Here is a 25329-nt window from a genome sequence, read left to right as displayed (position 1 = left end):
CAGTAATTTTATCTTTAGAAATCATAAGCAGAATAATGTTAGTTAATTAGAATTCAACACTTTAATTTACTAAATATTCTGCTTTTTCTATACTATAAATATGAGTTTCTTAGGCCGAACTCAGGTTATAAAACTCAAAAACCAACCATGATTGTAAAACCGCTTGATAGCCACCAATAAATAGAAAAAAGTTGATACCACAAGCAGCCAATCTATCCAAGCCGAAATTTCAAAAAAGTTATTTGCTATTAGAATTAAGCTGAAAACAGTGAATAAAAATGAGAAAAAATAAAAACTAAACACCAGGTGATGCGCATAATGCCCACGCCTATAAAACAACAACTTTAGTATAAAAGCAAAAATCGGTAATAAAACAAATAACGAAATAGGAATCGTATCGTAAACTGCTTGCAAAAGCTGCCCACCATTACGCTGTTTATAAAACTTAAGAACTTGCATATAGAATTTCCTAGTAATATAACCAGCATCATCACTCATACCCATTTCCTTATAAACAGCTACATCAGAAGCATTAATAGCTATCAAAGAATCTACTTTTTTTTGATCAAAATCAAAAGTTAATGTATTTGTTGTCTTTTTTTTGCTGCTAGCTTTTATTAAAGAATCCAAAACTTTAACCTCAGACGCTTTCAAACCAGGAATTCCTTTTTCTTTTAAAGGCTGTAAAACACTATCAAATTCTATAGAATCTAAAACTTGTTGTGCTTTTGCTTTTGTACTATCAGAAATTAAAGGTGTCTCTAATGTTTTCTTCATGGAAGTATCAAAACTTTGCACTTGATCTCGTACTACTACTGTCGATAATAAAAAGAAAAATACAACTGACACGAACAAGTATAATTGAGCAGGATGCAAGTACATCAAACGTTTGCCTTCTATAAATTTTTTAGCCAAATACCCTGGGTTAAATAATAAAGGCAAAAAGCTTTTAAAAAAGCGCGCATCAAAAGAAAAATAATTACTTATTGTATTATAAAACAAGACACCAACCGTGAGATCTTCTTTGGTTTGCTGACCACAATGTGGACAAAACTTAAATGTTTCATCAAATTGATTCTCACAATTTTTACAAGTCTCGAGGTTGGTTTTCATTAAAATAGTTAGTTTTTATAAAAATAGGGCTTTTTATAAAAACACCTATGAATTCGAATTCGAACAATATTAGCAGTTTAAAAAACAATATAATACCGAGTACATAATTTTCTTTATTATGATTTCTATTATTTATAGTATCACGTCGTCATACCGAACGCATGTGAGGTATCACATTATATCTGGTAATATCATTGTTGATTATGTGATTTGCATTTAAAACTATGTAGTTTCTTTTTGAGACCGAAACAATTAACACTATTAACTTTATGTAAATCAACAACTTATATTTTTGGCACGCAAATTGAAAGCTACTAAACAAACAGCGTAAGCCGAAAAGCTAAAGAGTAGGCAAAAAATTAACCCCATAATCATGAAAATAAAAATTACCCTATTAAGTATTTCCTTTTTTTTAATTGCAGCCTCTAGTTTTGCACAAAAAAAGACGACCCCAAAAAGTATCATAAGCAGTAAAATAGGCATCAAAAAGTATCACGATGGCGAAGAACTAAGACGCATGCAAAAAGGGCAATTATTAGACTTATATGTAGAAAGAATTGAAGTTCTAGCCAATATATTACCCTATATAGCTTTTGCTACAAAACCTGGTGTTACTATGTCTACTTTAGGTATTCCAAATAGTAATGACAACAGAAAAGCACTCGACAATCAAATTGAAAACACCGCTAATTATGTAGAAAACACCATTGAGTTTCAAAAAGTGATTTTACCTTATTCAGATACAAGAAATTTAGTTTCTGCTGTATTGTTTTATGAAGACATAATGAAATCTATTCATACTTACGATGAATATAATTAACAGTATTTACTAAATAATACAACCATTGAACTATAGCGTAAGCCGAAAAGCTAAAGAGTAGGCAAAATAATTAATCCTATAATTATGAAAAGATTAGTACTATTATATGCAGGTTTGTTAATAGGATTAACAACTGTATCCGCAACAGAACTAAACCACCAAAAAGCTGAAAATAATTTAGATATAACCAAACGTTATCGTTATGCACAACCTATTATGTTTGTAGAACGGGGCATTGAATTTTTAATTTTTCCTGATGGAAGCTTTGATTTTAATACTGATGCGTATAATGATTATTATGATAATTCATATTACAAAGGAAATTCCAGAAGAAGCTCAGTAAATGTAACCTATGACACCAGGAAAAAAAGATATAAGTATAGCCCTAATCGTTACAGTAGAGGTATTTCTATTTCGCATGGCAAAGATGGTAAAGTAAGACGTATTGGTAATGTGTATTTAAATTACGACAGATACGGAAAAATTAAACGAGCAGGTTCTATCTATATGAATTATAGTTATAGACATGGAAAACTAAAACAGGTCGGCGGATTAAGTGTTCGTTATAATGACTTGGGAGGCATTTTAAATACATGGGGACAAGTAAAAAGATATAGTGATTGTGGGACACAATCTTGTTCTGTAGAACATTCGTTTGGAAATAGAGATAGCCATCATGATGACCATGACGATGATTGGGATGATGATATTTATGATAACGACGATAACTATTACTATTTTAAACAAAATGGTAAAATAAAAAAGCATCGAAGAAATGTTTAATAGATAAACAGCAAAAAAGTAAACCCCGAGACTATAAGTAAAACTTATAGTCTCGGGGTTTTTAATTATTAAGACGGGTTTAACTTTTCATTTATTGTTTTAAAAACTTCAAAGTAATCCCTTTATTAAACTGAATTAAATACAATCCTTTGTCTAATAAATCTATATCAATTTCTTCTTCATTATTTTTAATACTTCCTTCTTTAACTTTTGTTCCAATAGTACTATAGATGCTATAATCTCCATAAGCTTTATTTCCTGTAATCTTAATATAATTACTGGATGGGTTAGGATATATCTTTGGACTTAATTTATTTTCCACGTGACCATTACTAAGCACTGATTGACTTCCCCACACACTAAAACACCTTCCATAAGATGTATAAGACGAAGGGGTAGCATCTGTAGTGCTATATGGTCCAGTGCCAGAGTGAAATACATTACCACTTACGGCATAATAATAAATTCTAAATTCCACAGTTCCCGACGGAACAATACTGGTAGAAGAAATATCTACAGATGTTAAATTATAACTCGAACTACCTGGAGTGAAGTCTCCTAAAGAAGACGCATAATTATCTATACTCCAACGTAACTGCATCTTAATTCCTGCTGTGGTTGGTGCAGCTCCATGAACTACAAACCTATCAAATTGAAGGCTCGTGTTTGTATTTAACTCATACGAAAGGTACGGAGTAGTTCCTGGGTCCACGCTTGCAGACGAACTTGGATTATTCCATACATTTCTATTATCAGCATAAGTATTTAGTCCATTGTAGTTCTGATCCGCTGAAGTTATTTCGGATGATAAACCTGATCCAGATTGTGGATAGGAGTTAGTTGACGTGTTTTGACCAGTCCAATAAACCAGTTCACTTTGCGCATTAATAAAACTAATTTGCAAAATTAAAATTGTGGCTAAAAAATAATTTTTGTTCATAATTTGGGGTTTTATTTGGTTAGTAAAAAATAAATTAAGTAACATACTTATGTATTACAACGCAATAATAATACATTTCATCGATAAAAACAAAAAAACCTACAGTTAAAACAAATATTATCCTACAAATTAATCAAATCAAAATCTCTTTTTCTAAAAAAGCATAAAAATATAAATAGCTTTTTTTGGCACGCTGTTTGTAATTAACAAAACGTATTCATCCATTAAAACAAATTATTATGAAAAAGTTTATATTCTTAATAGCGAGTTTAATCCTTACAGGATTCACTGTTAACGCAATCACAACCAATACAGACGCAAATACAACATCTATTTACAACAGAGGTTATGGAAACTCTTTCATATTTGTAGAGAACGGTATTGAGTTTTCTGTGTTCCGTGATGGTCAGTTTGATTTTAACATACAAAGCTATTCTGGTTCTAATGTAAATGTTTCAATAGGGACTCCTAATATAAACTTCAGCTTTAATTCTGGATATGACTATAATGCCTATGTTCAATATGATGAATTTGGTGCTATTATCCAGATAGAAAACACGCCTATTTATTATGATTATTACGGACGTGTTAGTCAAGTAGGAAACGTAAATATTTATTATAATAACTTTGGATATGTAAATCGTGTAGGTGGATTATATGTGCATTACAACCGATACAATCGTTTCTCACACTGCTCAGGTTTTATAAATACATATAACAGAAGTTATGTTTACAGACCATGGCACCGTTATTATAGTATTCCGTCTTATGATTACTGTGTTGTTTACAACAGGCCTTACAGACGTTATTACAGCCCAGTGCGCTATACTTATAACAGACCTTTTTATAATAATTACAGACCAAGAACAGCTATTGCGAGCAGACGTGGTCATGTTATAACAAGAAATAGAAAATATGCTACTGTAAACAGAAGTACCAGAAATGTAACTCGTATTAACAGAAGTGCTAACACCAGAAGAAGTGTTGCACAAACAAACAATACAAGACGTAATAGTACTATTAATAGAAATTCAGGAAGAAATTATTCAACAGGAAATAGAAATACTACAACCAGACGTAGTAACTCCAGCATAAACAGAAACACTAAAGGTAGCTCGGTTACGACTAGAAACAATACAATAAGACGTAATAATAACACCAGAAGTACTAGAGATTTTGCGCAAAACAATAATAACACTAAAAGAACCAGAGAAAGCGTTAATAGAATAGTTAAGCCTAGAACTAATAGCATAAGAATAAATAAGGTAACGAGTCAACGAAAAAATATCGTTACTCAAAAACCAAGAACACAAAATACACGTACATATAACAGAAACAATAATACTAATACAAAACGAGTAGCGACACAACGCACTACTCAAAACAAATCTAGAGTAACGCAACGAAAAAGCGTTAATAGATTTTCTGAAAGTAACAGGCCAAGAGTTACCCAGAGTAGAAGTAAATCTAGTAATAACAATACAAGATCGACTAGTAGAAGACGATCATAACAATTTTGGTTGGTTAGTTTGGAAAGCCCTACGATATGTTTGCCTCAAAGCGACATCGTAGGGTTTTCTGTTTGCACTGGAATATTTATTTAATCTTCAAATAACGTTCAATCTGATTCGAAATATCTTCAGAAAATTTAAACCTATAAATTACAAATAGATATAATCCCGTAATTAAAGTAGATTTTAAAGCTATGTTAATGATAGGGCCAAAAGGGAATTCCCAAAAATAAAACAGAAAAACACTCAAAGTTATTAAAATAGCTATTCGAAATATGTCTTTTGTAAATGGGTGGATTTTAAATTTCTGATAAACAAAAAGCAGCTTGATTGAGTCATAGGCAAAAACAGCTATAGAAGTAGCCAGAGCTGCTCCATTTATACCAAATAAAGGAATGAATATTATATTTAAAACAATCATTAAAATAACCAGAGCTACTCCCAAGAATAACACGACTCTGTAGTAATCACTATTAAATAAAATAGCGTTATTACTCCCCAAAAAAGCATCATACAATTTAGTTACACTAATTATTAGTACAACAAAAAGCCCGCCCCCAAATTCTTTTGGAATTATATAGTACAACTGATTAATATTCAGTACTATCAAGAGAAATATAAACCCGCTAATTATAAATAAATTTAATGAGCTTTTTCTATACAAATCCTCAAGTTCATCCATTTTTTTTTCATTTAAATACTTAGCCGATAAAGGCAATAGTATTTGATGCATAGACAACTGTGGCACAGCTATAACCGTAGCTATAAATATAGCTACATTATAATATGCAATTTCCTTAATTTCAACATAATGCCCCAACATGACTTTATCAACATCTAAAAGAATGGTAGCAACAGATCCGGCAATAATTATTAAAAAAGAATATTTCAAAATATTTTTGAGGCCATTTACACGTTTAAATATGATCACGGGAGGCTTGATACTAAATGCGTACACGTTCATAACAAGCATTCTTAAGACATAGACACCAACCAAGCCTATCATAAATTGCTCTACATTAACTACTTTGAAATGTAAAAAAAACAGCAATATCATAGTTCCTACTCGATGAAAAACTTCTTTCATAAAGTTCCCAAATACTGTTTGCATCTGCACTTTAGCCCATGCAAAAAACACTTCAAAATAAGCCAACGCAAGAGCGATTATTATAATATGCCATAAATAGCCTTTAATAATAACATTTTTTTGAGATAAAAAACTGCCGATTACATCATAACATATGTAGTTGAAAAAACTTAAAGGAATAGTAATTATAAATGGCAAAAACAGCATAAGTGTCAAAAAGCTATTTAAGGACACACGTGTTTTAAAAGATGAATAAAACTTCACCAATGTATTGTGTACTCCAAAAGCCATTAAAGGCATGATAACATAAGCCAAAGACAGCATATATCCTACCATTCCATAATATTCATCACTAAGGAATTCCGTATAAAGAAACAAGGTATTAATAGCTCCTATAAAAAAGCCCAAATAAGTTGAAAGGACATTTTTAAAAGATTGTGAAGCAATTATTCCCATTAACTTAAACTATTTATTATGCTTTTCATTATCACTTTTTAATTAACGTTGCTAATTGCTGAGTTAATTGTTTTCTACTATATTTTTGTAAGCCAATTGGATATGATTGTAAATTTTTGCCCTTAAACGCTTTATAATATTCTAATATAGTCGTTTTTAGCGATTCATAATCATCATAATTAAAGTAAGTGCCTGTGTTTGTTTCCTTAATAATCTTCTCAACATCTGAAGCCTTAGGCCCTATGGCAATAATAGGTCTATTTGAAACCATATATTCAAATAGCTTTCCAGGAATAATGCATTTGGTTTCTTCTGAATCTATTTCCACCAACAACAATACTTGTGATTTTTTTTGAAACATAATAGCTTCTTTGTGTGAAATATACCCTAATTCATATACACAATCACTTAAACCATATTCTTTTATAGTTTTTAACACCTCTTCGCTAACGGCACCAATGAAATTAAGCTGAAAATCTTTTAAAAAGTCATTGTTTTCTTTTCTAAGATCGCTTAACACTTTCCACAAAACATCTGGATTTCGTTTTGACAATAAAGATCCTATATGTGCTATTGAAAATTTAACATCCAGATCAAAAGCACGAGTCACTTCATAATCATATCCATTCGTAATAACCTCAATAGGGCGATTTGTTATTTGCTGAAACTCTTTTTTAGTTGTAAAACTTGTTACAATTATTTGATCAGCAGTATTTAAAACCTGCTTTTCTAAAGCGATATGTTTTTTTTTAGAGGATCTAGTTAATTTTAACTGTTTATGGTAACCAATAGTCGTCCAAGGGTCTCTAAAATCGGCCAACCACCTCACCCCTAACCTTTCCTTTAATTGCAAGCCTATAAGGTGCAAACTATGAGGAGGTCCAGTCGTTATGATGGCATCTACATTATTTTCTGAAATATATTGAGAAAGATAGGCTACTGAAGGCTTTACCCAACCAATCCGTGCATCAGGTATAAAGAAATTCCCTCTTATATAAAGCATCACCTTTTCAATAAAACTTTGCTTTTTATTATCTGAAATAATTCCTTTACTTATCGTTTTTGACGATTTTTTTGAAAAAAGTCCAGCTAATTTATACGGCTCTTTTATGGGCTGCTTTAATATTGTAATATCATTTGAAATTTCAGAAACTAAACTCTCATCTACCAGAGGATAATTAGGGTTTTCTGGAATATAAACGATTGGATCGATATCGAATTCCGGTAAGTACTTAACGAATTTCAGCCAACGTTGCACCCCAGGTCCTCCAGCTGGCGGCCAATAATAAGTGATTATGAGTACTTTTTTAAGCCCTCTCTGTCCTACGGACATCTCTCCCAAAGGGAGAGTATCACTTTGAGAGGTCATTTTTTTTGAATTCATAGAACAAACCTCCGAGTAACAATATTCCAAATAAAACAGAACTTGCTAAAGCAATATTACTACCAGTTTTAACAACCTCTGGGTCAAACTTAAATTCTATTGTATGATTACCTGCTGGTAGCGGCATACCGCGCAATGTATAATTAACACGTATATGCGAACGCTCTTCTCCATCTACAAAAATTTTCCATCCGTTGCCATAATACACCTCAGAAAAGACCGCAAAACCTTCGTTTGTATTTTTAGACTTGTACTTTAAATAATTTGGCTTTACTTCAACTAAATCAATAGATACTAATGAATCAACTACATAATTTGTTTTTAAATTTTTTAGTTTTTCTAAAGCTTTATGTGATGAATAAATAGCCTTGATTTTATTGGGCAAACTATCTAATTGTTTTATTTCTTCGTTTGCAGATTCAACTTTTTCTAAGTTTTGCACAAACCAAGCGTTACCATTGGCATTATCATTCTTGTAAGAAAACAAACCTTCTTTTTCATCTTGCGCTATAATATACTTCGTATTAAGCATATTAAGGACATTGATATTATTTCTCAGGACATAAAAATCAAAAACTTCTCTATAACGCTTTAATTCTGCTGCGTTATAGCCGTTAAGCGAATTGTGGAAATAAGAAGCTTTTGTAGGGGTTGAAGAGATTGACACTATATCAAACACCCTGAAATGTGACTTATCTTTTAAAATCTGCTTATCCACTTCATTAGCCTGAAATGGTTTGTTTACATGAATAGATGAAACAAAATCATCATTATTAACATAACGCCTATTAACTCCAATTAAATCAAAAAGAACAAATACAAAAAACACTGCTATTACCCATTTTTCTTTCAATTTATCCCGCAAAAACATAAAAATAACTCCAGCAGATAATAGCACTAAAACTAGGGTTCGCAAAGTATCTTGGGTAAAAATAGCTTTTCTATCTTCTTTTATAGCTCTTACAAAGTCTTGACCATAAGCTTGTATATACTGTCCATCTCTAGCGCCAACAAAATCAAATAATGTTGATTTAAACAACAAAAACAGTAAAGCAATACCTCCTGTGATGATAGTTGCAAACTTTAGTGCTTTTAATTTATCTTCTTTCTTTTCAAAGTCATTAAACAATCTTACCAATCCAAAAATTGCCAATACTGGAATGCATAACTCTAAAATCACTTGAATAGAACTAACTGCTCTAAATTTGTTATAAAGTGGCACATAATCAATAAAGAAGTTCGTTAAAAACCCTAAATTCTTTCCATAAGACAACAATAGGGACAATAAAACGCCTCCAACAAGCCACCATTTTAATCGTCCTTTTACAAGAAATAATGCAAAAACGGATAAAAACAAAATAATTGCTCCAACATATGCAGGAGCTTCAACACCTGGTTGACCACCCCAATATGTTGGTACGTGTTTCGATTCTTCTAGTGCTTGTATTGGGCTGGCTCCTAACTTTCTAAACGCATCATATGTGTTTGAATCCTTACCTAGATCTTCATAATTCCCTCCCCCCATAAACCTTGGAATGAAAAGATTAAAAGTCTCAACAATACCATAACTATAGTGGGTAATATAATCTCTATCTAGCCCAGAAGTCACTGGTTTTGGGGAGCCATCAGGATTTATAGTTAATTCGCTTTTACCACGCGTACTTTCTTTTACATATTCTTGAGTTGCCAATATTCCTGTTGCATTTAAGGCTATAGAAAGCACGACAGCAGCAACCAAAACCCCTATCGACTTAAAATAATGCGGTAATATTTTTTTTCTATAGGCATCAATTAAATACGCAACACCTAAAACTATGACTAGCAATAATAGATAATAAGTCATTTGAAAATGGTTAGCCACTAGCTCTAACCCCATGGCTACGGTGGTTAGTAAAAACCCTGAAATATATTTTTTTTGAAAGACAAGTAAAATACCGCTTAAAACTAAGGGCATATAGGCAATAGCATGTGCTTTACTATTATGTCCTACACCCAAAATGATTATTAAATAGGTAGAAAAACCAAAAGCAATAGCTCCAAGTGCAGCTAATTTAAAATCAACTTTTAAGACTAGTAATAATATATAAAAACTTAATAGATATAAAAACAGATAATCTGCTGGTCGTGGTAAAAATCGGAGTGCTGAATCTAGCTTTTTAATATAGTTATGCGGATATCTTGCACCCAACTGATAAGTAGGCATCCCGGCAAAAGCACTATTAGTCCAGTAAGTCTCCTCTCCTGTAGCTGCTTTAAAATCTTTTTGCTGCTTGCTCATGCCTATATAGTGCATGATATCGCTTTGAAAGATCTGTTTTCCTTTTAAAACAGGACTAAAATAGGCCAAAGAAAGTATTATAAAACCTATTAAAACTAATACATGAGGAGCTATTTTTTTGATTGAAAATTGCATGAAAGTATATTAAGAACAATGTTTGTGAAAATTAATCAATTTCTTCGTAATCGACATAATCACCTACATTTTTATTTGAGGTTTTGGTTTTGGGCACCTTATCTATGGTAACTTCGCCTTCTTTTTTTGGCTTTTCCTGTTGTTGATTTCTAAATTGACCAAATTGGCCACCAAAACGTTGTTCTGCCTTTTTGGCAACATATTTAACAAGAAACGGCGCAAATAAGCGTGATAAAATTTTTATCCCAAAGTAAATTAAAAGAATGATTAGTATCATTCTAACAAAACCTGTTACAGATGCAAATTGTAGCATAAAAATTATTTTTAACAAAAATACAATTCTATACGTTTAAAAAACGTTCAAAAATGATAAAAAAAGTATAAAATATCTATATTTGAAAAAAGTCTTAGGACTAAAATGTTACAATAATGTATTACCAATATGTTACTAATCGCACACTAAACTCTTAATTATGAACCCAATGAAATCTACCTTATGTTTTTTATTGATGTTAATTTCAATTCAAGCATACTGTCAATATACTGATGTCATTAACTCCAATAGACCTGGTGTATCAAGAAGTGCTTTTTCCGTAGGTACGAATGTTGTCCAATTAGAGATAGGCCCTTATCTTACTAAAGAAAAGAGAACACCTGCTCCTACATACGAAGTATCTGGATTTGGAATTGATTTTGCTGCCCGATATGGGCTATTATTTGAAGAGTTAGAGTTGAACATTGAAGGGACTTATCAAAACGACACAAAAACGTTCACATCTAATTTCTCTTCTGAAGAAAAGCGATCAAATTTTAAAACAATTACATTTGGAGCCAAATATCTAGTGTATGATCCTTATAAAAATTCAGAGGAGAAAAAACCAAATCTATACAGCTGGAGAGCTAACCACAGCTTTAAATGGAGTTCGTTAATCCCTGCTGTATCAGTATATCTAGGTGCTAATTTTGACACAAAAGACAACCCTTATACTGCACCAGGCGTTGAAGGATTTAGCCCCAAAATAATGGTTGCCACCCAAAACAATTTTCCAGGAGGATGGGTATTTGTTATGAACTTAATAAAAGATAGAATTGGATCTGATCAATCAGATTTTCAATATATTTTAACATTAACACATTCCTTTAGCCCAAAGTGGGTTATATTTGGTGAAACTCAAGGAATACAGAGCGATTTTTACGCCGACAATCTTTTTAGATTTGGAGGCGCCTACTTATTAGGACGAAATCTTCAATTAGACACGGCATTAACTTTTAACACTAAAGATACACCTTCAGTTTTTGGTGCAAATTTTGGAGTATCGTATAGATTAGACTTCCATAAAGATAAAGAACTAAAAGATAAAGATGTTGATAATGGTAACTCAGCCAAAGAAGAAGGAAAAAGAAAATCTAGACGCAACAAAAACAAAAAAGATGATGTCGACATAAATAATACAAAAAAACAAAAACGCAAACGAAAAGATATAGATTTTGACAATAATTAAGCTGCAGCTATCATAGATAAATATGATCATACTTAAAGAAGTACATAAAAAAAAGGACTTAAAAGCTTTTGTTAAGTTTCCTTTTAAACTTAATAAAAATTCTAAATATTGGGTACCACCAATTATTAGTGAAGAAATAAAAACCTTTAACAAAAAAGAAAACCCTGTATTTAATGACGCTGAGGCCAGGTTATTTCTAGCATACAAAAATAATGAAATTGTTGGACGCATCGCAGCCATAATAAATTGGTTAGAAGTAAAAAATCAAACTTTAAAAAAAATGCGTTTTGGCTGGTTTGATGTGATTGATGATGTTGATGTTACAAAAGTTCTATTAGAGAAAGTTATAGAAATTGGAAAAGAAAATAACCTTGAATTTGTTGAAGGCCCTGTTGGATTCTCTAATCTTGATAAAGTTGGTGTGGTAACAGAAGGATTTGATCAAATTGGAAGTATGATTACATGGCACAATCCTCCTTATTATGCAACTCATTTTAAAAAACTTGGCTATGATGTTGCAAAATCGTATTCTGAGAATATTATGGAGTTTAAGAATATTAAACAAGAATCTTTCTCTAGAATACAAGGGTTAATAAAAAAACGCTATCAACTAAGAGCCTTAACTTTCACAAAAAACAAAGATATTCTGCCTTATACGGATGAGATGTTTGATGTGTTTTCTAAATCACATGCTGTCCTTTCAACATTTGTAGAAATAAATGACGAGCAACGTGAATATTTTAAGAAAAAATTTATTGGCTTCTTAAATCCAGAATATGTAAAATTTGTTTTAGATAAAGATGATAAGTTGATAGGATTTGGTATAGTTACGCCTTCTTACGCAAAGGCTTTGCAAAAAATGAATGGGAAGTTGTTTCCTTTTGGAATAAAACATTTGTTACATGCAAAGAAACATGCAAAAACGGTTACTTTTTACTTAATTGGTGTGTTACCTGAATATCAAAACAAAGGTGTTACTGCTATTATTTTTGATGAATTTCATAAAACATTTACAGAAAAGAACATTGAATTATGTGTAAGAGGCCCTGAATTAGATGACAATGTTGCTATTCAACAAATATGGAAAAACTTTAAACCCGTAGTTAATAAAAGACGTTGCACTTTCAGAAAAGATATTGCATAAAAAAATCCGATTCGTAATTGAATCGGATTTTTTTATTTGTTTTTTTAAAATATACTATTTATTCGCCCATCGCTGCCATTACAGAGGCAGATAAGCGCTTGTATGTTCCATTTTCTAATCTAGATCTAATCGCTTCAAAAGCTGCTAACGTTTCAGATACATCTTCTAAAGTATGAGTCGCAGTAGGTATTAATCTTAATAGAATCAGCCCTTTTGGTATTACAGGATAAACGACTATAGAACAGAAAACCCCATAGTTTTCACGTAAATCTCTAACTAAAGCCATTGCTTCTGGAATGCTTCCTTTTAAATACACTGGAGTTACACAACTTTGAGTTGTACCAATATCAAAACCACGATCTTTTAATCCAGATTGTAGAGCATTTACGTTCTCCCAAAGTTTATTTTTAAGTTCCGGCATTGTTTTAAGCATTTCTAAACGCTTTAAAGCACCAACAACTAATTGCATTTGCAAAGATTTTGCAAACATTTGAGAACGTAAATTGTATTTCAAATAATCTATTATTTCTTGATCTCCAGCAATAAATGCTCCTGTACTCGCTAATGATTTAGCAAATGTGGCAAAGTAAACGTCAATATCATCTTGAACCCCTTGTTCTTCTCCTGCTCCTGCTCCAGTAGCACCTAACGTACCAAACCCATGAGCATCATCAACAAACAGTCTAAAGTTATATTTCTTTTTAAGAGCTACAATCTCTTTTAATCGTCCTTGTTCACCTCGCATTCCAAAGACACCTTCGGAAATCACTAAAATCCCGCCTCCAGTCTGTTCTGCCATTTTCGCAGCTCTATCTAAGTTTTTCTCTAAACTTTCAACATCATTATGTTTATAAGTAAAACGTTTGCCCATATGTAAACGAACCCCATCAATAATACAAGCATGTGCATCTACATCATAAACAATAATATCATCTTTAGACACCAGAGCGTCTATAGTAGATACCATACCCTGATATCCGAAATTTAATAGATATGCTGCTTCTTTTTTTACAAACGACGCTAATTCATCTTGCAATTTTTCATGCAAATCTGTATGGCCAGACATCATTCTTGCCCCCATAGGGTAAGCTGAGCCATATTGAGCGGCAGCTTCTGCATCTACTTTTCTTACCTCAGGATGATTAGCTAATCCTAAATAATCATTAATACTCCAAGTGATAACATCTTTTCCTTGAAATTTCATACGGTTAGAAATTTCTCCTTCTAATTTAGGGAACACAAAATAACCTTCAGCTTGGGAAGCCCATTTACCTAATGGTCCTTTGTCTTTATAAATTTTTTCAAATAAATCCTTCATTTAGTATAATCTTATTGCTATTAAAATTAAGACATGACTACATAGGAGTAGCTGCTTTAAAATAAAACAAAAACAATTTTGTAATGTTTAAGTATGTTTTCATGAAAGCTTTCTGTCCTTAGTTAGTTATTGCAAAATTAAATATTTATATGGTTTGAGCATAATTTTTACTGCCCAATTATTAATAAAATAAAAAAAGAGATACTATTTTGCCTATACGACAAAACAGTATCTCTTTTTAATGTAATAATTTATGTTATTTTATATATTGAATATTTTGTGCTGCGGCTTCATTTTTACTATCAAAAAAGCCTTGTTCGTTCATCCATTTATCACTGTATACTTTACTCATGTATCTTGATCCATGATCAGGAAAGATAATAACAATATTATCATCTTCTTTAAACGCTCCTTGCTCCCCTAGCTGCATTATGGCTTGCATGGCTGCACCGGATGTGTATCCAACAAACAGACCTTCAGATTTGGCTATTAATCTAGCTGTATGAGCACTTTCTTCATCTGTAACTTTTACAAACTCATCAATAACATCAAAATTTGTAGCGGTTGGAATCAAGTTTTTACCTAAACCTTCTATTCTATAAGGGTAAATTTCTTTTTCATCAAACTCTCTGGTTTCATGATATTTTTTAATAACAGAACCAAAAGCATCAACTCCAATAACTTTAACCTCTGGATTTTGCTCTTTTAAATACTTTGCTGTACCAGAAATAGTTCCTCCTGTTCCACTACAGGCTACAAGATGTGTTATTTTACCTTCTGTTTGTTTCCATATTTCCGGTCCAGTAGATTTATAATGTGCATCAATATTTAGTTCGTTAAAATACTGATTAATATAAACTGAACCCTTTATTTCTTCATGTAAACATTTAGCTACTTGATAGTAAGATCTAGGATCGTCTGCGCTTACGTGTGCAGGGCAAACATAAACTTTAGCCCCCATGGTTTTAAGCATGTCTATTTTATCTGCTGAAGATTTAGAGCTTACAGCCAAAACGCAATCGTATCCTTTTATAATACTTACCATAGCTATACTAAATCCAGTATTACCAGATGTCGTTTCTATAATAGTATCACCAGGTGATAAAATTCCTTTTTTCTCTGCTTGTTCAATAATGTAAAGTGCTATTCTGTCTTTTGAAGAATGACCTGGATTAAAAGATTCTACTTTGGCGTAAAAATTCCCTTTAAACTTAGAGGCTATTTTATTAAGCTTAATAAGTGGTGTCTGACCTATTAAATCTAATACATTGTCAAAAACCTGATTTTTGTGTTTCATAAATGCTTTTTATAAGCTTAGGTAATATTACTAAAAATATTTGAAACCTAAAACCTGACAAAAATAAAACATTTTTTTATATTACCTATTAATTCCTTCTAAATCTAACAAAAAAGCATATTCTAAAGAAACTTCTTTCAAGCTTTCAAAACGCCCGGAAGCGCCTCCATGTCCAGAGTCCATATCTGTATGCAATAATAGTTTATTTTCATCTGTTTTTAACTCCCTAATTTTAGCCACCCATTTAGCTGGCTCCCAATATTGTACTTGCGAATCATGCAGCCCTGTAGTAACTAACATATTTGGATAAGACTTAGCTTCTACATTGTCATACGGAGAATATGATTTCATGTAGTTATAATAATTTAAATCATTGGGATTTCCCCATTCGTCATACTCCCCTGTTGTTAATGGGATGCTATCATCCAACATGGTTGTAACGACATCTACAAATGGAACTGCAGCCAAAATCCCTTTATAAAGTTCGGGATTCATGTTTATTATGGCTCCCATTAATAAACCTCCAGCAGATCCACCATAAGCGTATAAATGTTTGTTTGAGGTATATTTTTGTTCTATTAAGTATTTTGAACAATCTATAAAATCATGAAATGTATTTAATTTGGTTAGTAACTTTCCACTTTCGTACCAGTTTCTCCCTAAGTACTCACCTCCACGAATGTGAGCAATAGCATAAACAAAACCTCTATCTAACAAACTTAAACGGATACTTGAAAATGAAGGATCGACTGTCGATCCGTAGGAACCATATGCATATTGTAATAATGGGTTTGTTCCATCTAACTTAATACCTTTTTTGTATACTAAAGAAATTGGCACTTTTACACCATCTCTTGCTGTAGCCCAAATTCGCTTAGATTCATAGTTATTTTTGTCAAACTCACCACCTAAAACGACTTGTTCTTTCTTAATCTCTTTTTGTTTAGATTTGAAATTATAATCTATGACAGAACTTGGAGAGGTTAAAGAATTAAAACCATAGCGTAATACATTGCTATCAAAATCGGCATTATTACCTATATATACTGTGTAAGTTTCAGAATTGAAAGATAATTGATAGTCTTCTGTCCCATCCCAACTAATAATTCGTAAATTATTAAGACCATTTTCACGTTCATTCACTACCAAATAATCTTTAAAAATCTCAATATCTTCTAATAAAACGTTTTCTCTATGAGGAATAACTTCTTTCCAATAATTTTTTGTGGTAGTAGTTTCTTTTGTTTTAAGTAATTTAAAATTAGTGGCTCCATCACTATTTGTTATAATATAAAAATGATCCTCATAATGAGAGATATTATAATCTAATTCACGAATACGTTCTTGAAACACCTTAAACTCACCATCTGGTGTATCAGCATTCAATATTCTATATTCAGTAGTCAGAGTACTTGAAGCCCCTATAACAATGTATTTTCTAGATTTTGTTTTATATACAAAAGTGTTAAAGGCTTCATCTTCTTCATGATAAACTTCAACATCCTTTTTTGTATCCGTATGTAATTTATGTTTTAAAATTTTATGTGACCGTAGCGTAACTTCATCCTTGATTGAGTAAAACAGCGTTTTATTATCATTAGCCCATGTCGCAGAGCCAGTCGTGCTTAGTATTTTATCTGAATAAATTTCACCTGTAATCAGATTTTTAATTTGAATAATATATTGCCTTCTACTAACTGTATCTGTTGAAAACGCTGCTAATGTATTATCTGGGCTTATAGCTATGCCTCCTAAATTAAAATAAGCATGTTCTTTGGCCATTTCATTGCAATCAAATAAAATCTCCTCTGTAGCGTCTAAACTTTCTTTTTTGCGTACATAAATAGGGTAATCTTTGCCTTTTTCATATCTCGTTATATACCAATAACCATTAAGTTTATAAGGCACTGTTGTATCATCTTCTTTAATTCTGCCTTTCATTTCTTCAAAAAGTTCTTTTTGAAAAGTTTCTGTATGCTGCATCATTGCTTTTGTATAATTATTTTCAGCATTTAAGTAATCTATAACTTTAGGATTGTCTCTTTCATTTAGCCAATAATAATTATCAATACGTGAATCGCCATGTATTAAAAGTTCTTTTGGTTTTTTAGCAGCTATTGGGGGATGTATTGTATTTTTCAAAGAGTATGAATTTATTCTTAAAATTTAAGCCTCCAAAAATAGAAAAATTAAATAGCTTTGTAACGTAATAATCAATTAATAAAATTATGTTTGGAGATATGATGAATATGATGGGCAAACTTAAAGAAACCCAGAAAAAAGTTGAAGAAACTAAAAAGCGTTTAGATTCTGTTTTGGTTGATGAAACAAGTAGTGACAATAAGCTTAAAGTGACACTTACCGCAAACCGAACCATTAAATCTGTTGAAATTGATGATGAATTACTTGAGGACAAAGAACAACTAAAAGATTATCTTATCCTTACTCTAAACAAGGCTATCGAAAAGGCGACAAAAATTAACGAAGCTGAATTAGCTGCTACCGCAAAAGAAGGTATGCCTAATATTCCTGGTATGGATATGTTTAAATAACCTTTCGTAACGTACTTAATAGCTTGTCATGCATTGTACTTGTATAGTCTAGATGTGTAACCATTCGTAGCTTATTGCTTCCCATACTGATTATATGAATGCCTTTATCTGCCAATTTTTGTACAAAGGTGTCTTCATTCACATCTGTGTTTAATTCGAAGATAACGATATTGGTTTCTATTGGTTCAATAGTTTTAATAATTGACAACTTAGTAAGGGTCTCTCCTATCTCTTTAGCTTTTTTATGGTCTTCTGCTAATCTTTCTACATGATTATCTAAAGCATACAATCCAGCTGCTGCTAGATAACCTGCTTGCCGCATGTTACCTCCAAAAATTTTTCTAATACGTATGGCTTGTTTCATAATTTCGGAATCGCCCACTAAAACAGATCCTATCGGACATCCCAACCCTTTACTTAAGCATACTGAAATCGTATCAAAAATCTCCCCATACTGTTTCGTTGTTTCATTTTTGGCAACCAACGCATTCCATATACGAGCACCATCTAAATGAAAACCAAGATTATTTTCATCGCAAATAGTTCTTATTTTTTTAATCTCATCAAGTTCCCAACAGGCGCCTCCCCCTTTGTTTGTTGTATTTTCTATTTCTACTAAACTTGTTTGACTATAATAATAGGCTTCTGGGTTAATAGCATCGAGAACTTGTCCTGCTTTAAACATCCCTCTGTTTCCGTCTATCAAGCTACAAGAAACACCACTATTAAAAGATGCGCCTCCAGATTCATAATTATAAATATGAGCATATTTATCACAAATAACCTGATCTCCTGGGTTAGTATGTAATTTTAATGCGGTTTGGTTTGCCATAGTCCCACTAGGAAAAAATAAAGCGTCACTTTTACCAAACATGCCTGCTATACGCACTTCCAACTCATTAACAGTTGGATCTTCTCTAAATACATCATCTCCAACTTTTGCTTGCATCATAGTATCTAGCATACCTTTAGTTGGTTTTGTAACGGTATCACTTCTTAGGTCTATTGTCATTTCATCTATATATGCCTGTAAAACTATAAAATATTTTCTCTATCTGTAAATAATATTTTTAATCAATTTTTGTTAAAACACACCTCAAATACAATACAACGAAGAAATAAGAACTTTGTCTATTTATCGAATTATCAAGAGGTTAGACTATAATTTGATGATATATTAGGTTTTCTCTATTAATTTTACAAATAATCATTGCTATTACACAACCATACTAACCATTTAACAAATTAAATTATGAGAAAACATATTACATTTATTATGGGGATTTGTCTCCTATTTTTAGCTTGTCAGATTGAAAAAATAGATACTGAAGTGGCATTAGAAGATTCTTCGTTATCTAGTAAAAAAGAGCGTCCACCCAAAACTGTAAAGGAATGTAAAGCGATTAATTTAGATCGCTGTGACATCCCTGGATATACATCTAATTTTTGGTGGCCAAATTTTGATACAGATTGGACCAACTTATTTGCATCCACTGACGAGCACCAACTAAATTTTATAGAGTATAATGATGGAACAGCCAACATTAAAGGATCTACCATTTTAGGTACTTGTATTGTGGAAATTGATGTTTGGATTAAGGATAAAAAGGACTGGGATACTTTTTCTGCCGAGGGTGGTTCTTTTAAAGATGAGCCTAACGATTGTACAAATGTCGTTAAAGAAGACCTTTATTATTATGTTATAGATTCAAGCAGAAGTACCATTACTGCTTCTGGTGGTGACTGTGTAGAAGAAGGTACTTTTGGTGTTGAACAGCGTCCAGATCCTAATGATAATACGACACCTCATTTTGGGGTTATAGTTGGCCCTGGAGCTGGTTTGTTTGATAATTCAGATCCGCTTGCATACGGATTAAGTACCTGGGGCTGGTTAATCAATGAAGCTGGTGAACGTGCTTGGATAATGGACTTTAATTTCAACATTGAATGTGAAGAAGCATGTGAAACTGCCTTTGCTATAGGAAATAATGATGCCGATTCTACATGCTTTATAGAAGATGGATTTAATAGATGGGGATGGACTATAGGCCCTCTTTCTGAAGGGGAATATACCTATAACGTATATGCTGGTGCTGGACAATGTGATACGAATAAAGGAGAGTTGGTAGGTACTGTTGATGTAAAATACGATAATGGTGAAGTTACTGTGACTTATAATATTGATGACGCATATACAGTTAGCGAAACCCATACTTATGCTGGAAATAACAACTATCCGACCAAAAATGGAGTAAATACTGTTGCTCCCGGACAATATACTATAACACCTAATTTATCTGGTGATATATACGTAATTGCGCATGCTGTTGTATGTGATGAATAATATTAAAACTTATTAATATATAGGTATTGATAAAAGCTAGAGACAATTATTTCTCTAGCTTTTGTTTTTTATAGAATAATAATTAATATAAAGAGTATATAATCAGTGGTTAATTATTGTTTTGTAGCATAACTTTTAAATTATCTGAAATTGGATTGTCAAACTTCCTTGCAAATATTTTTTTAGACGCTTTGATCTTTTCAAAATCACTACTACTTAGTACAGCAGGCGAAGCACTGTATTTACCAATACGGGTAGACTCCCAATCGATATATCTTAAATTATCATTTATAACTTTTTTTGAATAATCAGAATTCATTATAATTGTTTGAAAATATATTTCTTCAGGACAAAAAGTATATTGAAGCCTATTAATTAAATAAGGATTTTTGTTTGTATAATTAACTACATACTGCAATGTTTCCCTAGACAAACTCCACCAGGTAGATCCACCATATAATTTAGGTATTTCATTTTTAATAGACCGTTTAAAATGAAACTTCTTTTGAAGCCTAACAAACCACCACAACCATTTAATGTGTTTTTTAGCATCTAACATATCAAATAAATGGTAATACTGAACCCTGTCTAGTCCCCCATTTTCATTTGCCCAAGCTTTAGTTGGAACTTCAAAATACTCTAAATAATCTTTCGACTTAGAACTATTGATCATTTTTTTAAATTGTAAGGTGTTTTTAATTGGGAAATCTTGTCCACTAATTAAATGAAAATATTGAGTATCTGGTTCTTGCAAAGCATTACCTGCTAAAAATAAAATACTTTTCAAATGATTTACGCCACCCCAATTTACTTTATATCTTTGTGACAGCGTTTTAACATTTTTTCTAGAATTTATTTTTTTAAAAACACTTTTGGGTATTATACTTTTTTTGTCAACATGTATATAAAATTCAAAACTTTCATCAAAAAAATCAAGAATATCTACTAAGTGCTCAAAGTTTTTATATGCAGTAATTAATATGGCTTGTTTCATTGTGCTATGAGATAAATTCTTAGTTGAAAGCATCCTAAATTCATGTTTAAAATTACTTAAACTGAAATTTAGAATATATTTTATACATCCTAATACATATGAATAGTAAAAACTTATGATTAAAAACGAACGTTAATAGTTTATACTGCAAAGTATTGTATTCTTCGCCTATAAACGACTTTATAGGATAAGCTTCAATCCTTTCTAGCTTTAATAGTTTCTCTTTAACTGCTTCTGTACTGAATTCTGCCCTAATCATTTTTACTATTGTAAAAAAAGCAAAGGCATCTCTTCTAAACTTAAAGTTGTTTTTGATGATATCTTTATGCAGAATAGGAAATTTTTCTAAGCTATTTATTAGATTAGTAAAATCATAAATTAAAGCTAGAAAATACTCCACTATTCTTTTTTTGTATACACGGTTTCTAGTTCGCATAGTGGATTCTGAAGACTGAAAATACCGATACACAGAAATTGGAGAATACGCCACTTTTTTAGCATATAGGAATGACCGCAATGTAAAAACTACATCCCCATCATACTCTTGAATATTTTCATTAAAAACAAGTTTATTCTCGTTTAAAAAGCTTCTACGTATCAAAAACCACCAAATTTCTATACGAAGATTTTTATTTTCTTTAAGAAATTGATCCCCTGAAACAATTTTTGGCAGCTCATATTCACGAAATGATACATCTAGATTAAATAATGCCTCTTTATCCGTTACCAAAGTGTTAAACCCCATGACATCTATTTGATTTTGTAAAGAAAACTCTAATATCTCCCCTAAGGAATTATGTGCAACATAATCGTCTGCATCCATAAAATAGACATAGATTCCTTTCGCTAATTTTAATAACTTATTCCTGGTTAATATGACACCCTCATTTTTATGTGAGTATAAAAAAACATTAGTATGGGTCTTAGTGAAGTTTTTTACAATTATTTCACTTGTATCATTAGATCCATCATTATACACAATAACTTCATAGTCCTGCTTCGATATATCTTGATGCATTAAACTGTGTAAACATCTTTCAATATAAGATTCTGCATTGTACATTGGAATTAAAATACTTAACTTCATAATATGCCAATATTAGAATAGATAAACACCCTAAAGGTCTAGATTTATTAACTTAAACTTATAAAGAAGCCTAAGCGGATACAAAAAAATATAGAAAATATATTTATGATTAAAAATAAACGCGGTTAGCTTAAATTTTTTATGAAAATATTGCTCTCCTATAAACCCTTTTAAGGGATACATATTAATTTTTTTTAACCTATTAAGAATTTTATTAATGTCTTTAATAGACATCTTGGATTTTATAATCTTAAAAAACATAAAATAAATGCTTACCGTGCTTTTATACTTTATGCTTTTAACAATTTCCTGGGCATTTAAAACATGATCCGCTTCAATCCTATTAGCAAGTGTGTCAAACCTAAAAACTAGACTAATGTAATCTTCTATGACTTTTAATAAATGTTCTTGTTTATTATTATTCATAATAGAATCATTAGTCTTAACATATCTGTGCGCATCTATTTGTAAAAACATGGTTCGCTTGGCCTTCAAAAAAATATTAAACGTAAAAATGGCGTCTTCCATAAACTTGCCTTCTTCAAATTTATAGTCCGTTTCTAGCAAATACTCTCTTTTAATTATGTACCACCATGCCTCAAGTCTGTGATATTTATTCTTGACTAAAAAATCGACTCCCTTTAAAATATCTGCGCTATGTGTTTTTTCCTTGGTTTTTGAAGTGAATAAATCTGTTTTTTCAGTAGCTATAGTATTAAACCCTAACAATTCCAAGTCTAATTCCTCGGCATGTTTTAAGATAGTGCCTAATGTATTAGAGGCTAAATAATCATCCGCGTCAATAAAATAAATATATTTTCCTTTTGCTAACTCTATCCCCTTATTTCTCGTGGCTCCTAAACCTTTATTACGCTGACTATGAATAAGAACATTTTTGTGATTATTTTTAAACTTTTCTGCGATCTTTATACTGTTATCCAAAGAGCCATCATCTATTAATATTATTTCATAATCGCCATGATCTATATTCTGACTTACTAAACTATACAGGCATCTTTCTATATGCAATTCTGCATTATAAAATGGAACAACTATGCTTAATTTCATATTTAAAATTTATGATCACTAAAATAGTAAGAACCTGTATTTAAGAGAGTAATTAATAGATTAAAAGCTTTTTTATGCTGTAAAAGTTCAGTGAGTATTTGTCTTTTATTCTTTATCTTACCACACAAATTAATAAAAAGTATGTTCAACCTATTTCCTTCTTCTTACAACATTTCTAAAAAAACAATGCTAGTCATTTTTATTACCCCCGTAGTATTGACAATTATAATGGGCTCTTTTTTTGTTTTTCCATCAACCGAAAATCTAGGTTTTTGGCTTCTGGAAGAGAATGCACCTATTGAAATACTGACATTTATTATTTTAATCTTCACAGGAATACTTGGTCTTTATAAGATTAGAAGTTTTAATAAATCTTTGGAGAAGTATTCAAGGTTTTTTTATATGTTTTTTTCTATTTGTCTAATCTTAATTGCTATGGAAGAAATTTCATGGGGACAATGGTTTTTTCATTTTAAAACTCCAGAGAGTTGGGCGAAAATAAATGGACAAGGAGAAACTACGCTTCACAACTTACAAGGGCTACAGGGGCACTCTGAAATACTTCGTATGGTTTTTGGTTTGGGAGGCATGCTTGGAATTATATTAGGAAACCTTAATAAGTTTAAAAAAATAAGTGCTCCACCTGTGCTTATTTCTTGGTTTATAATTATATTTTGTCACGCTACGGTTGATTTTGTTCAAGATAGGGTATCTATTAGTACCAAATATGATTTTGCAATTGTAAAAACTTCTGAGTTTATAGAATTACTAATAGCAGGCAGTTCTTTTTTATACTTTTGGTTAAACTTTAGAATGTTAAAATATATATAATCAATAAGTAATAGGACTTTTAATGGTATGCTTAAGACTTAAAGCATATATAAAAATAAAACTCATAATTAACATCTCTCCTCCATCTTCTAGAACAGCAAATTTATTTTTACCACTAGGCACCATTATGTGTAATTGATCAACAAATATTGCAAAAAATGCTAATATCAGAATTAATATAAAAAGGTTCCTAGTTACCAATCTGCCCATTAAATCTGTTTTGAAAAAAGCAAATATGATGGATATAAAAAAAAGAACACCAATAGAAAGAAAAATTAATAGCTCTCCAAAGTCTTCAGCTCGTAAATTAAATTTAGGTTGAAAATTAAAATAATCAGCCAAATATACTCCATAGACTTCATGCAAGCTTAAAGAATCATCCAACAATACATATAAAAAAAACATAGCCCAAACTAAATATATAATCTGTTCTTTCTCATAAAACAAAAATATTAATATTAAAAAAATCCCAAATTCTTTTATGTATTGATAGAATTCTGCATATCCAAAATCTTTTTCAATCGAAAAGTCTAGATTATAATCTATAATTCCGAATAAGAGCAAACAATGCGCTGAGATAAAAATAAGATCTATACCTATTAATAAAATAAGCAATGGTTTATTAATTTTAAACGATCTAAAAACCCTATTTAAAACTGGTACTAACTTCATTTAATTATTCAAT

General features: G+C 31.3%; 22 protein-coding genes. 8 read left to right on the top strand and 14 right to left on the bottom strand.

The genetic code is table 11. From position 1 onward, the window contains the following. Positions 1-120: 120 nt before the first annotated feature. On the bottom strand, positions 121-1113 hold the full coding sequence (locus EM932_RS15110) for a DUF3667 domain-containing protein (protein ID WP_135878034.1): 993 nt from the start codon (positions 1111-1113) through the stop codon (positions 121-123). Positions 1114-1486: 373 nt separating this feature from the next. Between EM932_RS15110 and EM932_RS15105 the strand changes: the two genes are divergently transcribed. Continuing rightward, positions 1487-1933 (top strand): hypothetical protein, encoded by a 447-nt coding sequence (locus EM932_RS15105; protein ID WP_135878033.1) that lies wholly within the window; start codon positions 1487-1489, stop codon positions 1931-1933. 84 nt (positions 1934-2017) lie between these two features. Further along, on the top strand, positions 2018-2716 hold the full coding sequence (locus EM932_RS15100) for a hypothetical protein (protein ID WP_135878032.1): 699 nt from the start codon (positions 2018-2020) through the stop codon (positions 2714-2716). A gap of 91 nt (positions 2717-2807) precedes the next feature. On the opposite strand, the gene EM932_RS15095 is transcribed toward EM932_RS15100, so the two are convergent. Continuing rightward, positions 2808-3656, bottom strand: a complete 849-nt coding sequence (locus EM932_RS15095; RefSeq protein WP_170179814.1) for a T9SS type A sorting domain-containing protein — start codon at positions 3654-3656, stop codon at positions 2808-2810. 239 nt (positions 3657-3895) lie between these two features. On the opposite strand from EM932_RS15095, the gene EM932_RS15090 reads away from it, so the two are divergent. Then, a complete protein-coding gene (locus EM932_RS15090; RefSeq protein ID WP_135878030.1) occupies positions 3896-5167 on the top strand; it encodes a hypothetical protein in 1272 nt (423 codons plus the stop codon). An 85-nt stretch (positions 5168-5252) separates the two neighbouring features. Here the strand turns inward: EM932_RS15090 and EM932_RS15085 are convergent, their stop codons facing one another. Genes EM932_RS15085 through EM932_RS15070 form a run of 4 tightly spaced genes read right to left on the bottom strand, consistent with a single transcriptional unit; the run spans position 5253 to position 10820 of the window. Then, a complete protein-coding gene (locus EM932_RS15085; RefSeq protein ID WP_135878029.1) occupies positions 5253-6710 on the bottom strand; it encodes a lipopolysaccharide biosynthesis protein in 1458 nt (485 codons plus the stop codon). A gap of 31 nt (positions 6711-6741) precedes the next feature. Next, positions 6742-8043, bottom strand: coding sequence for a glycosyltransferase family 4 protein (locus EM932_RS15080; RefSeq protein ID WP_135878037.1), 1302 nt, complete (start codon positions 8041-8043; stop codon positions 6742-6744). Positions 8044-8062: 19 nt separating this feature from the next. Beyond that, positions 8063-10507 (bottom strand): YfhO family protein, encoded by a 2445-nt coding sequence (locus EM932_RS15075; protein WP_135878028.1) that lies wholly within the window; start codon positions 10505-10507, stop codon positions 8063-8065. A 31-nt stretch (positions 10508-10538) separates the two neighbouring features. Further along, on the bottom strand, positions 10539-10820 hold the full coding sequence (locus tag EM932_RS15070) for a DUF4834 family protein (RefSeq protein ID WP_135878027.1): 282 nt from the start codon (positions 10818-10820) through the stop codon (positions 10539-10541). Positions 10821-10989: 169 nt separating this feature from the next. Between EM932_RS15070 and EM932_RS15065 the strand changes: the two genes are divergently transcribed. Further along, complete coding sequence (locus EM932_RS15065; protein WP_246041086.1) at positions 10990-12009, top strand: transporter; 1020 nt, start codon at positions 10990-10992, stop codon at positions 12007-12009. Between the two features lie 22 nt (positions 12010-12031). Beyond that, on the top strand, positions 12032-13153 hold the full coding sequence (locus EM932_RS15060; protein ID WP_135878025.1) for a GTP cyclohydrolase: 1122 nt from the start codon (positions 12032-12034) through the stop codon (positions 13151-13153). 58 nt (positions 13154-13211) lie between these two features. Here EM932_RS15060 and EM932_RS15055 read toward each other — a convergent pair whose 3' ends face one another. The 3 genes from EM932_RS15055 to EM932_RS15045 form a co-directional block, all read right to left on the bottom strand. Further along, the gene (locus EM932_RS15055) at positions 13212-14471 is read right to left on the bottom strand and encodes an aminotransferase class I/II-fold pyridoxal phosphate-dependent enzyme (RefSeq protein ID WP_135878024.1); all 1260 of its coding nucleotides are present in this window, start codon (positions 14469-14471) and stop codon (positions 13212-13214) included. Between the two features lie 256 nt (positions 14472-14727). Then, positions 14728-15768, bottom strand: a complete 1041-nt coding sequence (locus EM932_RS15050; RefSeq protein ID WP_135878023.1) for a PLP-dependent cysteine synthase family protein — start codon at positions 15766-15768, stop codon at positions 14728-14730. 81 nt (positions 15769-15849) lie between these two features. Then, positions 15850-17910, bottom strand: coding sequence for a S9 family peptidase (locus EM932_RS15045; RefSeq protein ID WP_135878022.1), 2061 nt, complete (start codon positions 17908-17910; stop codon positions 15850-15852). Between the two features lie 86 nt (positions 17911-17996). On the opposite strand from EM932_RS15045, the gene EM932_RS15040 reads away from it, so the two are divergent. Beyond that, positions 17997-18320, top strand: coding sequence for a YbaB/EbfC family nucleoid-associated protein (locus tag EM932_RS15040; protein ID WP_135878021.1), 324 nt, complete (start codon positions 17997-17999; stop codon positions 18318-18320). Here EM932_RS15040 and EM932_RS15035 read toward each other — a convergent pair. Continuing rightward, a complete protein-coding gene (locus EM932_RS15035; RefSeq protein ID WP_135878020.1) occupies positions 18313-19332 on the bottom strand; it encodes a threonine aldolase family protein in 1020 nt (339 codons plus the stop codon). The genes EM932_RS15040 and EM932_RS15035 overlap by 8 nt on opposite strands. A 240-nt stretch (positions 19333-19572) precedes the next feature. Here EM932_RS15035 and EM932_RS15030 point away from each other — a divergent pair, with 240 nt between their 5' ends. Beyond that, positions 19573-20664: a hypothetical protein gene (locus EM932_RS15030; protein WP_135878019.1), complete on the top strand. Its 1092-nt coding sequence runs from the start codon at positions 19573-19575 to the stop codon at positions 20662-20664. A gap of 109 nt (positions 20665-20773) precedes the next feature. Here EM932_RS15030 and EM932_RS15025 read toward each other — a convergent pair whose 3' ends face one another. The 3 genes from EM932_RS15025 to EM932_RS15015 are packed head-to-tail and all read right to left on the bottom strand — an operon-like array spanning position 20774 to position 23813. Further along, entirely contained in the window at positions 20774-21658 is an 885-nt protein-coding gene (locus tag EM932_RS15025) for a beta-1,6-N-acetylglucosaminyltransferase (protein ID WP_170179813.1), read from the bottom strand. A 52-nt stretch (positions 21659-21710) separates the two neighbouring features. Continuing rightward, complete coding sequence (locus EM932_RS15020; RefSeq protein ID WP_135878017.1) at positions 21711-22745, bottom strand: glycosyltransferase; 1035 nt, start codon at positions 22743-22745, stop codon at positions 21711-21713. 30 nt (positions 22746-22775) lie between these two features. Beyond that, on the bottom strand, positions 22776-23813 hold the full coding sequence (locus tag EM932_RS15015) for a glycosyltransferase (RefSeq protein WP_135878016.1): 1038 nt from the start codon (positions 23811-23813) through the stop codon (positions 22776-22778). A gap of 435 nt (positions 23814-24248) precedes the next feature. Between EM932_RS15015 and EM932_RS15010 the strand changes: the two genes are divergently transcribed. Then, a complete protein-coding gene (locus EM932_RS15010; RefSeq protein ID WP_135878015.1) occupies positions 24249-24644 on the top strand; it encodes a hypothetical protein in 396 nt (131 codons plus the stop codon). Here EM932_RS15010 and EM932_RS15005 read toward each other — a convergent pair whose 3' ends face one another. Further along, positions 24645-25316 (bottom strand): hypothetical protein, encoded by a 672-nt coding sequence (locus EM932_RS15005; protein WP_135878014.1) that lies wholly within the window; start codon positions 25314-25316, stop codon positions 24645-24647. Between the last annotated feature and the right edge of the window lie 13 nt (positions 25317-25329).

The organism is Flavivirga rizhaonensis (genome assembly GCF_004791695.1).
In the GTDB taxonomy this organism is placed as follows: Bacteria; Bacteroidota; Bacteroidia; order Flavobacteriales; family Flavobacteriaceae; genus Flavivirga; species Flavivirga rizhaonensis.
This window is presented reverse-complemented; position numbering and strand designations above follow the sequence as displayed.